Genomic DNA, 12,138 nt, shown 5'->3' on the forward strand with positions numbered 1-12,138 from the left:
CTCATTAATCGAGGCTGGTGGGCCGGTTGTTAGCGGCTTTCGGTTGAGACTACGGCAGAGGTTTCCCCACCTTTTTTGCGTACCCACAAGGTATAAGCCAGCGTCAGGAAGGCTACCCAGACTAGCCCGACATACAGCGCGATGCGGCTTTCCTCGAAGTAACCGAGCAGGCCGATCACAAACACCATAAACGCCGTGGCCAATGCAGGAGCTACTGGCCACCAAGGTACTGGGAAGCTCAGCTTTGCCACTTCATCTTTAGTGAGCGTGCGGCGCATAGCGATCTGCGACAGCAGGATCATCAGCCATACCCACACCGTGGCAAAGGTGGCGATGGAGGCAATGATGATAAAGATCTGTTTGGGGATCAGATAGTTGAGCACTACGGCCAGCAGTAGAGCAATGGACATCACCAATACCGTCATCCAAGGTACGCCGTTACCGGTCAGCTTGGTGAAGGCCTTGGGTGCTTGCCCATCCTGCGCCATGCCGTACATCATGCGGCCAGCGCCGAAGATGTCACTGTTGATGGCGGAGATGGCAGCGGTGATCACCACGACGTTCAACACGTTAGCCGCCGAGCTGATGCCCATATGGCTGAAAATCTCGACAAACGGGCTACCGTTCTGGCCAATGCTGTTCCACGGATAGATAGACATCAATACCAGCAGGGTCAGCACGTAGAACAGCAGGATACGGACCGGCACGGCGTTGATCGCCTTGGGCAGCACCTTGGCGGGATCTTTGGCTTCGCTGGCGGTGATACCGATAATTTCAATCCCGCCGAAGGCGAACATCACCACCGCCAGGGAGGCAATGACGCCACCAATACCGTTAGGCATAAAGCCACCGTGTTGCCACAGATTGCTGAAGCCAGTCGCTTCCTGCGTGACACCGAAGCCGAACAACATCACGGCAGCCCCACCAACGATCATCGCCACGATGGCGGCAACCTTGACCAGCGACAGCCAGAACTCCATCTCGCCAAACACTTTGACGCTGCACAGGTTAAGCGCGCCGATAAACAGAATGATGCTCAGTACCCAGACCCATTGCGCGACATCCGGGAACCATAGCCCCATATAGATGCCGAAGGCCGTCACGTCGGCCAGGGCCACGATCACCATTTCAAAGGTATAAGTCCATCCGGTGAGGAAGCCCGCCAACGGGCCGAGGTAATGGCTGGCGTAGTGGCCGAAGGAGCCGGAGACGGGCTGATGCACCGCCATCTCCCCCAAGGCACGCATGACCATAAATACCGCCGCGCCACCCACCAGATAGGCAAGCAGTACGGCCGGGCCAGCCAGTTGAATAGCGCCAGCGGAACCATAGAACAAACCGGTACCGATGGCCGAACCCAGGGCCATAAAGCGGATATGTCGCGCGTTCAGGCCACGCCGGAGCTGGGGTTTCTCATTACGCATGTTGCTTCTCCGTTTTAATCATATTGTTGTCGGACAGGCAGCGCTATCCGCACAGGGGGAACGAACCCCGGCGGGATAGAGGACGAATTGTGCAGGGTAATAGGCCGTGCTCCAGACTGACGGGGCACGGCCTAAAGGCGTTACGCCTGGCTAGGTAACAAAGTGGCTGGGATCAGCGCGGTCAGATGGCCTGCTGCCAACAGTTGGCTGGCTGCTTCGATATCGGGGGCGAAGAACCGATCCTTATCGTAGTAGGCGACATGTTCGCGCAGTAGATGCCGAGCCTGCTCCAGCCCTGCAGTGGTTTGCAGACCTTTACGCAGATCCAGCCCCTGGCAGGCCGCTAGCCATTCTACGGCCAGAATGCCGCGGACGTTATCCGCCATTTCCCACAGGCGACGGCCCGCTGCCGGCGCCATCGAGACATGGTCTTCCTGGTTGGCCGAGGTTGGGATGCTGTCAACGCTGGCCGGGTGCGCCAGTGCCTTGTTCTCGCTGGTTAGCGCGGCGGCGGTGACCTGGGCGATCATAAAGCCGGAGTTTACTCCGCCGTTATCCACCAGGAACGGTGGCAACTGCGACATGTGCTTATCCATCATCAGTGAAATACGGCGCTCGGAAAGTGAACCGATTTCGGCGAATGCCAGCGCCAGGTTATCGGCGGCCATGGCTACCGGTTCGGCGTGGAAGTTGCCACCGGACAGCACATCGCCCTGTTCGGCAAACACCAGCGGGTTATCGGAAACGGCGTTGGCCTCGATCTCCAGCACTTCTGCGGCCTGGCGGATCTGCGTCAGGCAGGCACCCATCACCTGCGGTTGGCAGCGCAGGGAGTAAGGATCCTGCACTTTTTCGCAGTTGGCGTGTGAGTCTGACACGGCGCTACGCGCGCCAAGCAGGTGGCGATAAGCGGCGGCGGCGTCGATCTGCCCACGCTGGCCACGTACTTCATGAATGCGTGGATCGAACGGGCTGCGAGATCCCAGTGCGGCTTCCACGGTCAGGCTGCCGGTGACGGTGGCGGCAGCAAACAGATCTTCGGCATCAAACAGGCCACGCAGCGCAAAGGCGGCGGAAACCTGGGTGCCGTTCAGCAGCGCCAGACCCTCTTTGGCTGCCAGCGTTAACGGCTTCAGACCCGCTTTGGCCAGCGCCTCGGTGGCCGGTAACCACTCGCCCTGATAGCGGGCTTTACCTTCGCCCAACAGCACCAGACTCATGTGCGCCAGCGGGGCCAGATCGCCTGAAGCACCGACGGAGCCTTTCAGCGGGATATGCGGATACACTTCGGCGTTCACCAGCGCCATCAGCGCCTGGATCACTTCCAGACGGATGCCGGAGAAACCACGCGACAGGCTGTTAATCTTCAGCACCATAATCAGGCGCACCAGGTTGTCATCGGTAGGTGCACCCACACCGGCCGCATGTGACAGCACGATGGAACGTTGCAGATTCTCCAAATCTTCGCGGGCGATACGGGTGGAAGCCAGCAGGCCAAAGCCGGTATTGATACCGTAAGTGGTGCGGTTCTCTTCCACAATGCGTTCCACGCAGGAAACGCTCTGCTGGATCGCGCCATAGGCGTTGTCGTCCAGCGTCAGTGTGACCGGGTGCTGATAAACCTGGCGCAGTTCGGCAAGCGTCAGCTTACCTGGGCGGATAGTCAGAGCCTTCATGCTTTTTCTCCCTGAGTAGCGGCAACCATTGGCAGGTTCAGACCTTGCTCGCGGGCGCAGTCGATAGCGATCTCGTAACCCGCATCGGCATGGCGCATGACGCCGGTGGCCGGGTCGTTATGCAGCACGCGGGCGATACGCTCGGCGGCTTCATCGGTGCCGTCACAGACGATCACCATGCCGGAGTGTTGGGAGAAGCCCATGCCGACGCCGCCGCCGTGGTGCAGAGACACCCAGGTGGCACCGCTCGCGGTGTTGAGCAAGGCGTTGAGCAACGGCCAGTCGGATACGGCATCAGAGCCGTCTTTCATGGATTCGGTTTCACGGTTCGGGCTGGCGACCGAGCCGGAATCCAGGTGGTCACGACCAATGACGATTGGAGCAGAGAGTTCGCCGCGGCGTACCATCTCGTTAAACGCCAGGCCCAACTTGGCGCGTTGGCCGAGGCCAACCCAGCAGATACGGGCTGGCAGGCCCTGGAAGCTGATGCGCTCACGTGCCATATCTAACCAACGGTGCAGGTGCTCATCGTCTGGGATCAGCTCTTTGACCATGGCGTCGGTCTTGTAGATATCCTGCGGATCGCCAGACAGCGCCGCCCAACGGAACGGACCGACGCCACGGCAGAACAGCGGGCGAATATACGCAGGTACAAAGCCTGGGAAGTCAAAGGCGTTATCAACGCCCATCTCTTTGGCCATCTGGCGAATGTTGTTGCCGTAGTCGAAGGTAGGCACGCCCATTTTCTGGAACGCCAGCATGGCTTCTACGTGTTCGGCCATTGACTGTTTGGCAGCCTTCACCACCACCGCAGGTTCGGTTTGTGCACGGCGGCGATACTCTTCCCAGCTCCAGCCTTTTGGCAGGTAACCGTTGAGCGGATCGTGGGCGCTGGTCTGGTCGGTAACCATGTCAGGGCGAACGCCACGCTTGACCAGCTCCGGCAGGATTTCTGCCGCATTGCCACACAGGGCAATCGAGATGGCTTTGCCTTCGGCGCAGTACTTTTTCAGGCGCGCCAGTGCGTCATCCAGATCGGTGGCCTGCTCATCGACGTAGCGGGTTTTCAGGCGGAAATCGATGCGGCTCTGCTGGCATTCGATGTTCAGCGAGCTGGCTCCGGCCAAGGTAGCGGCCAGTGGCTGTGCGCCACCCATGCCACCCAGCCCGGCGGTCAGCACCCAGCGGCCTTTCAGGCTGCCGTCGTAATGCTGGCGGCCAGCTTCGACGAAGGTTTCGTAAGTGCCCTGCACGATGCCCTGGCTACCGATGTAGATCCAGCTGCCAGCGGTCATCTGGCCATACATCGCCAGACCCTTGGCATCCAATTCGTTAAAGTGTTCCCAGGTTGCCCAGTGAGGCACCAGGTTGGAGTTGGCAATCAGCACGCGCGGGGCGTTACTGTGCGTTTTGAACACGCCGACCGGCTTGCCGGACTGCACCAGCAAGGTTTCGTCGTCTTCCAGAGTTTTGAGGGTGGCAACAATCTTGTCGTAACAGTCCCAGTCACGGGCTGCGCGGCCGATACCGCCATAAACGACCAGTTCGTGTGGATTTTCAGCCACTTCAGGATCGAGGTTGTTCATCAGCATGCGCAGCGGCGCTTCGGTCAGCCAGCTTTTGGCGTTTAATTGTGTGCCGCGGGGCGCGCGAATATCAACATGGCGAACTTTGTTATTTGCAGTCACAGCTAGTTCCTCAAACAGTATCGGTACAAATCTCATCTTATGACGGCAACTCACAGGCCATAACAATGAGCGGGGTTTATTAACATATACTTGTATGTACAAGCATATGCAACAGCGGCGACAATTTGCGAAAAATGGCATAAGAAAAGGTTATTTGTGTTTTAAATCAGGTTTTTATGTTTTGTTTTCGGATTAAGACCATTAGCCGGACGTGGCAAAACAGTGAGCTGCTCTACAAAAATGAATTAAAATAGTGTCATTTTTGAGCGACAAATCACAATAATTTTACATCTGGATTACAACTAAGCGGGAGAGATAAAAAAAACGTATTACCGGAGGATTGGGAGACAACGATTTGTAGGGCGCTGTATACAGCGCCCATTAATATAATCAATAGGTTAGATAGCCGGTTGCAATGCGCTTGAACGCGTCATTTTAAATACCGTGGCCAGGCTGGCTAGCAGCGCCGGGATCGCCAGGAACAGCAAAATACTCTGCACCTGCCACTCCATCGCCAGTAGCTGAGCCGCCATCATGGTGCCAGCCACGCCGCCAAAGCGGCCAATCCCCTGCATCCAGGCAATACCGGTAGCGCGGCTGTGCGTTGGGTAGTAGGTGGCAGCCAGGGTTTGCAGGCCGGATTGCGCGCCGTTCATGGTAATGCCCATCAGGAAGATAAAGGCGCCGAGCAGCACGATCTGGCTATCCTCGGTGGCCATCGCCACAATCAGCAGGGCGCTGATGGCAAAGCCGGTGGAAACCACCTTGTGGGCATTCCAGCGGTCCATCAACCAGCCAGCCATCAGGATCCCCAGTGTACCGCCGAAGGTGAACAGCGACGTCAGGATCGCCGATTGCTCAAGCTGATACCCCAACCCTTGCATCAACAGCGGCATCCAGCTCAGTAATACGTAGTAGATCACCAATCCCATAAAGTAGGTGAGCCACAGCATCAGTGTCCCCACCAGGTAGGGGCGGCTGAACAGCAGGCCGACGCTGGTCTTCGACAGGGCCAGCTTGTCCTCATACAGGTAGAAACGGGAGATGTGGCTGATGTTATAGCTGATAAAACGTTGGGCAATCTGTTTGATTTTAGCGGCATCTTGCCCACGGTTAACCATGTATTTCACCGATTCCGGCAGCAGCAGGATCAACAGCACGGTGAGCAATAGCGGGGCAATGGCCCCCAGCAGCAACACGCTGTGCCAGCCGTAAGCGGGGATCAGCCAGGAAGAGATGGCGCCACCGCCTGCCGCTCCCAGCGGAAAGCCGCAGTACATGGTGTTAATGGCCAGCGATCGGCAGCGCTGCGGAGCATATTCGGAGATCAGCGTGATGGCGTTTGGCATGGCGGCACCCAGCCCAAGCCCGGTGAGGAAGCGCCACAGCGTCAGGCTATTGAGTGAACCTGCGTAGGCGGTAGCCAGGCTGGAAAGGCCAAAGAACATGCAGGAGAACACCAGCACCCGTTTGCGGCCAACGCGGTCAGAAATCGGCCCGGCAACCAGGGCTCCTAACGAAAGGCCAAGCAGCGCCGCGCTTAATACCGGCCCCAAATCCTGTTTCACGATCCCCCATTCTTTGGCCACCGAAGGGGCGATATAGCCCATCGCCGCGGTATCGTAACCGTCAATTGCCAGGATCAGAAAACCCAGGATGATCAGGGTCCAGTGAAACAGCGAAAATTTGCTGTCGTCGATAGCCTGCTGAATATTCAACTCGGTGGAATGGGCCATAGTTTCCTTAAACGCAGATAGGATGTTGATGGGTTGTCGGAACTGCGCCCGACTTGTGCCTGCCTGTCTATACATCTGCGTCACAGGCGCTTTTATGTCAAATATTTTCGTTTTAAATGTTAATTTTATGTTTGTTTTGGGCGGTGGATAACATGGGGGGTTGGTGTTAAATCTGCAATAAACGTCACCTATTAGCAGGTTAACCGGAGAAAGCTGCTGGTCATCGCCGAACGGACAAAATTTAATACACTTTTCCAGGTTTGGTCGCCCGGTCGGGATCTGCGATAATGCGTCTTTACCTAGACAGATTGAGAAAGCGATGCAGTACCCGATTAATGAGATGTTCCAGACTTTGCAGGGCGAAGGCTATTTCACCGGCGTTCCGGCCATTTTTATTCGCCTACAGGGTTGCCCGGTGGGATGCAGCTGGTGCGATACCAAACACACCTGGGAAAAGGACGCCGATCGGGAAGTGGATATGCAACGCATCCTGGTGAAAACTGCCGAGAGTGATGCCTGGGGAAGCGCCAGTGCGGAACAATTGCTGGAGGTGGTCGAACAGCAGGGCTATACCGCGCGCCATATCGTGATCACCGGCGGTGAGCCGTGCATCTATGATCTGATCCCGTTGACCAAACTGTTTGAGAATGCGGGCTACGGCTGCCAAATTGAAACCAGTGGCACCCATGAAGTCCTCTGTTCCCCCAATACCTGGGTCACCGTTTCACCCAAAGTGAATATGCGCGGTGGTTTGAAGGTAGTAGAGCAGGCGCTGATGCGGGCCGATGAGATCAAGCATCCGGTCGGGCGTGAACGTGATATTGAGGCGTTGGATGAGCTGCTGGCAACGTTGCACGACGAAAAACACCGTATTATCGCTTTGCAGCCGATCAGCCAGAAAGAAGAGGCGACGCGGTTGTGTATTGAGACCTGCATTGCCCGCAACTGGCGGCTTTCGATGCAGACGCATAAGTATTTGAATATTGCTTAAGACCTACCCCTCACCCCAACCCTCTCCCACAGGGAGAGGGAGCTGCCCGGAGCCTTTGGTGGGATCGTGCTGCTTCGGAAAAGGGGAGTAAGAACAAGAAAGGAAAGTAAAACGCTGAGCAATCAACGAACTCGATCGGTTCCCTCTCCTTGGGGTTAGGGTGAGGGAGATTGCACCGGAGCCAATCGCCTCACCCTGAGCCTTGCCCTGTTAACCTTTATATACGCAGCCTGCGGTACAGGTCTCTTTGACCATCACTGCCGACAATTCAGGCAGCTGCGGTTTCAACTGCTGCCAGATCCAGGCGGCGAGCACTTCGCTGGTCGGGTTCTCCAAGCCAGGAATATCGTTCAGATTATAATGATCCAGGCGCTGCCAAATCGGCTTGAAAGCGGCCTTCAGCTCGGCAAAATCCATCACCCAACCGGTATGGGCGTCTACTTCCCCGGTCACTTCAATACGCACCATAAACGAATGCCCGTGCAGGCGGCCACATTTATGGCCCTCCGGCACGTTTGGCAGATGGTGTGCGGCTTCAAACTGAAAATCTTTAAATAGCGTGGTTGCCATTATTACGGCCTCATTGACTCAAAAACCGCCGAATACTAACGGAAAGCGGCCCTGGTTACTATCTTTTGGGCTGCTTCAGGGGAGATCCAGGGGCGCAGCATGTAGCGCTGCTGGCATTTTTTATTTGGGCGGGATTGAGCCGATAGGGGGACGTTATCCACCTCAAATGCGAGTCATTCAAACTTTGAGAAATTAACTCATTAAATAACAATGAATTAAAAATAAACATCTAACGATTTAGCCACTATCCCTTACCAGGAAAACTGCTTAGTCGTTTTGGTTATTAATTATTGCTATCCCTTATTTAATCGTTGCAATGACGCTCGGTAACCTTACAAACTCTCCTGGTCTTTTCAGGACATTACACAACAACAATTACAGCGACTGACACTGGCTAAGCATAGGATATCCGTACCGCGATGACGACTCAGGTTCCTCCAACATCTTTGCTCCCGCTGACCCCCGAACAGCTTTCGAGTTTGCAGGCCGTCATTGGCGGGTACTCCCCAACGCAGCTGGCGTGGCTCTCTGGTTATTTCTGGGGCAGGGTTAATCAGCAGCCGGGAAGCGTGGCTTCAGCACCGGTTGCTGCGGCCCCTGCGGCCAGCATCACCCTGATTTCTGCTTCCCAGACCGGTAACGCACGCCGTCTGGCCGAACAGCTACGCGACGATCTGCTGGCGGCGAAGCTGAGCGTCACCCTGGTGAATGCCGGTGACTACAAGTTCAAGCAAATCGCCCAGGAGCGTCTGCTGGTGGTGGTCGCCTCCACCCAAGGGGAAGGGGAGCCAGCGGAAGAAGCGGTGGCGCTGCACAAATTCCTGCATTCGAAAAAAGCCCCCAAACTCAATGAAACCGCCTTTGCGGTGTTTGGCCTGGGGGATAGCTCTTATGAGAATTTCTGCCAGTCCGGCAAAGACTTTGATAGCAAGCTGGCCGAGCTGGGGGCCGAGCGCCTGGTGGAGCGCATCGATGCGGATGTGGATTATCAGGAACTGGCTATCGCCTGGCGCAAGCAGGTGGTGGAAGTCCTGAAGGCTCGAGCACCAGCGGAAAACAGTGCTCCGGCAGCATTGGCCAGCGGTGCGGTCGATCAGTTGGACAGCAGCCCCTACAGCAAAGAACAACCACTGACCGCGCAACTGGCGGCCAAGCAAAAGATCACTGGCCGCGCTTCCGATAAAGATGTGCGCCATATAGAGATCGATTTAGGCGATTCCGGCCTGCGCTATCAGCCGGGCGATGCCTTGGGCGTATGGTTTGATAACGATCCGGCGCTGGTGGAGGAGCTGGTTCAACTGCTGTGGCTGAAAGGCGACGAACCGGTCGAGGTTGAGGGGCAAACCCTGTCGCTGCGTGAAGCTTTGCGTAGCCACTTTGAACTGACGCAGAACACTACGCCGATCGTGGAAAAATATGCCGGGCTGTCGCGAGACGAAAAGCTGATTGGCCTGCTGGCTGACAAGCCTAAACTGCAACACTACGCCCATAACACCCCGATTGTGGACATGGTACGCCAGGCTCCGGCCGACCTGAACGCAGAGCAGTTACTCAGCCTGCTGCGCCCGCTGACGCCGCGCCTGTACTCCATCGCCTCCTCTCAGGCAGAGAATGAAAACGAAGTGCACATCACCGTTGGCGTGGTGCGCTACGACATTGATGGCCGCAGCCGTGCCGGTGGGGCTTCCAGCTTCCTGGCCGATCGTCTGGAAGAGGAAGGCGAACTGCGGGTGTTTATCGAACATAACGACAACTTCCGTTTGCCCGCCAACCCGGAAACGCCGGTGATCATGATCGGTCCAGGTACCGGTATTGCCCCGTTCCGCGCCTTTATGCAGCAACGTGAAGCGGAAGGTGCCGGGGGTAAGAACTGGCTGTTCTTCGGCAATCCGCACTTTACCGAAGACTTCCTGTACCAGGTTGAATGGCAGCGCTATGTAAAAGAGGGTCTGCTAACCCGCATCGATCTGGCCTGGTCACGGGATCAACAGCATAAGGTTTACGTGCAGGACAAGCTGCGTGAGCAGGGCGCTGAAATCTGGAACTGGATCCAGCAGGGCGCGCACATCTATGTCTGTGGCGATGCCAACCGCATGGCGAAAGACGTTGAAAACACATTGTTAGCACTGGTGGCCGAGCACGGTGGTATGGATACCGAGCTGGCAGACGAATTCTTAAGCGAGCTGCGCCTTGAGCGCCGTTATCAGCGAGACGTTTACTAATGAGTGATAAACACCCTGGACCTCTGGTGGTTGAAGGCAAACTGACCGATGCTGAGCGTCTGAAGAAAGAGAGTAACTTCCTGCGCGGAACCATTGCCGAAGATTTACAAGACGGTCTGACCGGCGGCTTTACCGGCGATAACTTCTTGCTGATCCGTTTCCACGGCATGTACCAACAGGACGATCGCGATATTCGCGCCGAACGTGCCGAACAAAAACTCGAGCCGCGCCACGCCATGATGCTGCGCTGCCGCTTGCCAGGCGGGATTATTTCCCCGCAACAGTGGCTGGGGATCGACAAATTTGCCGCGGAAAGCACGCTGTACGGCAGCATCCGTATCACCAACCGGCAGACGTTCCAGTTCCATGGCATCGTCAAAGGTAACGTGAAACCGGTGCACCAGTTGCTGAACCGCCTGGGGCTGGATGCGCTGGCGACGGCTAACGACGTGAACCGTAACGTACTCTGCACCTCGAATCCGGTGGAGTCGGAACTGCATCAGGAAGCGTACGAATGGGCGAAGAAAATCTCCGAGCACCTGCTGCCGCGTACCCGTGCCTATGCCGAAGTGTGGCTGGATAAAGAAAAAGTCGCGACCACGGACGAAGAGCCGATCCTGGGGGCCACTTACCTGCCGCGCAAGTTTAAAACCACGGTGGTGATCCCGCCGCAGAACGATGTGGATCTGCACGCCAACGACATGAACTTTGTGGCGATTGCCGAACACGGCAAGCTGGTGGGCTTTAACTTGCTGGTGGGCGGCGGCCTGTCTATCGAGCATGGCAACAAGAAAACCTATGCGCGTACGGCGAGTGAGTTTGGCTATATTCCGCTGGAACACACGCTGGCCGTTGCTGAAGCGGTAGTGACCACCCAGCGTGACTGGGGCAACCGCACCGATCGTAAGAACGCCAAAACCAAATATACGCTGGAGCGGGTGGGGGTTGATACCTTCCGCGCCGAGGTAGAAAAGCGGGCTGGCATCACCTTTGCGCCGGTGCGTCCGTACGAATTTACCGGCCGTGGCGATCGCATCGGCTGGGTCAAAGGGGTTGATAATCAGTGGCACCTGACGCTGTTTATTGAAAACGGTCGCCTGCTGGATTATCCAGGCCGTCCGTTGAAAACCGGCGTGGCCGAGATCGCCAAGATCCATCAGGGTGATTTCCGTCTGACAGCCAACCAAAACCTGATCGTGGCTGGCGTACCGGAAAGCGAAAAGGCGAAGATCGAAGCCCTGGCACGCGAGCATGGCCTGATCGACGATGGCATCAGCGAGCAGCGCAAGAATTCGATGGCCTGCGTGTCCTACCCAACCTGCCCACTGGCGATGGCAGAGGCCGAGCGCTTCTTACCGGAGTTTGTGACCAAGGTGGAAGGCATCATGCATCGGCATGGCGTGGGGGATGAGCACGTAGTGCTGCGTATCACCGGCTGCCCGAACGGCTGTGGCCGAGCGCTGCTGGCGGAGATTGGCCTGGTGGGCAAAGCGATTGGCCGTTACAACCTGCATTTGGGCGGTAACCGTGAAGGGACGCGTATTCCGCGCATGTATCGGGAAAATATTAACGAAGACGAAATCCTGCAAACCATCGACCAACTGGTAGGGCGTTGGGCAACAGAGCGCACCGCTGGCGAAGGTTTTGGCGATTTCACCGTGCGTACCGGGATTATCCGGCCGGTGGTGGATCCCGCGCAGGATTTCTGGGAATAACTTGCACGGCTGCATTTATTACGCTGCAGCCAGTCTTCCTTACCCCGGTCCTTTTGGTCGCTGTATAGAGTGATATGCCGACGAGGGCACATTTCGGTCCCCTCTCCCTGTGGGCT

At 56.7% G+C, this 12,138-nt stretch carries 8 protein-coding genes; 3 read left to right on the forward strand and 5 right to left on the reverse strand.

The window, feature by feature from the left end; all coding sequences use genetic code 11:
* Positions 1 to 29 precede the first annotated feature (29 nt).
* From KGP26_RS04690 to KGP26_RS04705, 4 genes are all read right to left on the reverse strand, one after another.
* A complete protein-coding gene (locus tag KGP26_RS04690; protein WP_059199787.1) occupies positions 30 to 1,424 on the reverse strand; it encodes an amino acid permease in 1,395 nt (464 codons plus the stop codon).
* A gap of 140 nt (positions 1,425 to 1,564) precedes the next feature.
* Complete coding sequence (hutH, locus tag KGP26_RS04695; protein ID WP_059199788.1) at positions 1,565 to 3,100, reverse strand: histidine ammonia-lyase; 1,536 nt, start codon at positions 3,098 to 3,100, stop codon at positions 1,565 to 1,567.
* Positions 3,097 to 4,788, reverse strand: a complete 1,692-nt coding sequence (gene hutU / locus KGP26_RS04700; RefSeq protein ID WP_024483429.1) for a urocanate hydratase — start codon at positions 4,786 to 4,788, stop codon at positions 3,097 to 3,099. The genes hutH and hutU overlap by 4 nt, the downstream gene beginning before the upstream one ends.
* Positions 4,789 to 5,186: 398 nt before the next feature.
* Positions 5,187 to 6,524, reverse strand: coding sequence for an aromatic acid/H+ symport family MFS transporter (locus KGP26_RS04705; protein ID WP_223665092.1), 1,338 nt, complete (start codon positions 6,522 to 6,524; stop codon positions 5,187 to 5,189).
* A 319-nt stretch (positions 6,525 to 6,843) separates the two neighbouring features.
* On the opposite strand from KGP26_RS04705, the gene queE reads away from it, so the two are divergent.
* Entirely contained in the window at positions 6,844 to 7,515 is a 672-nt protein-coding gene (gene queE, locus KGP26_RS04710) for a 7-carboxy-7-deazaguanine synthase QueE (protein WP_021179399.1), read from the forward strand.
* 210 nt (positions 7,516 to 7,725) lie between these two features.
* Here queE and queD read toward each other — a convergent pair whose 3' ends face one another.
* The gene (gene queD, locus KGP26_RS04715; RefSeq protein WP_021179400.1) at positions 7,726 to 8,085 is read right to left on the reverse strand and encodes a 6-carboxytetrahydropterin synthase QueD; all 360 of its coding nucleotides are present in this window, start codon (positions 8,083 to 8,085) and stop codon (positions 7,726 to 7,728) included.
* A gap of 419 nt (positions 8,086 to 8,504) precedes the next feature.
* Between queD and cysJ the strand changes: the two genes are divergently transcribed.
* Positions 8,505 to 10,307, forward strand: coding sequence for an NADPH-dependent assimilatory sulfite reductase flavoprotein subunit (gene cysJ / locus KGP26_RS04720; protein ID WP_094982120.1), 1,803 nt, complete (start codon positions 8,505 to 8,507; stop codon positions 10,305 to 10,307).
* Positions 10,307 to 12,022 carry an assimilatory sulfite reductase (NADPH) hemoprotein subunit gene (gene cysI, locus KGP26_RS04725; RefSeq protein ID WP_223665093.1) on the forward strand — a complete coding sequence of 572 codons (1,716 nt, stop codon included), beginning with the start codon at positions 10,307 to 10,309 and terminating at the stop codon, positions 12,020 to 12,022. Before cysJ ends, cysI begins: the two co-directional genes overlap by 1 nt.
* The last annotated feature ends 116 nt before the right edge of the window (positions 12,023 to 12,138 follow it).

It is taken from the genome of Serratia sp. JSRIV002, from assembly GCF_019968725.1.
Taxonomy (GTDB): domain Bacteria; phylum Pseudomonadota; class Gammaproteobacteria; order Enterobacterales; family Enterobacteriaceae; genus Chania; species Chania fonticola_B.

Coding starts and splice junctions, on each gene's coding strand:
- KGP26_RS04690 (WP_059199787.1), bottom strand. CDS start 1,424: ATGCGTAATGAGAAACCCCAGCTCCGGCGTGGCCTGAACGCGCGACAT.
- hutH (WP_059199788.1), bottom strand. CDS start 3,100: ATGAAGGCTCTGACTATCCGCCCAGGTAAGCTGACGCTTGCCGAACTG.
- KGP26_RS04705 (WP_223665092.1), bottom strand. CDS start 6,524: ATGGCCCATTCCACCGAGTTGAATATTCAGCAGGCTATCGACGACAGC.
- queE (WP_021179399.1), top strand. CDS start 6,844: ATGCAGTACCCGATTAATGAGATGTTCCAGACTTTGCAGGGCGAAGGC.
- queD (WP_021179400.1), bottom strand. CDS start 8,085: ATGGCAACCACGCTATTTAAAGATTTTCAGTTTGAAGCCGCACACCAT.
- cysJ (WP_094982120.1), top strand. CDS start 8,505: ATGACGACTCAGGTTCCTCCAACATCTTTGCTCCCGCTGACCCCCGAA.
- cysI (WP_223665093.1), top strand. CDS start 10,307: ATGAGTGATAAACACCCTGGACCTCTGGTGGTTGAAGGCAAACTGACC.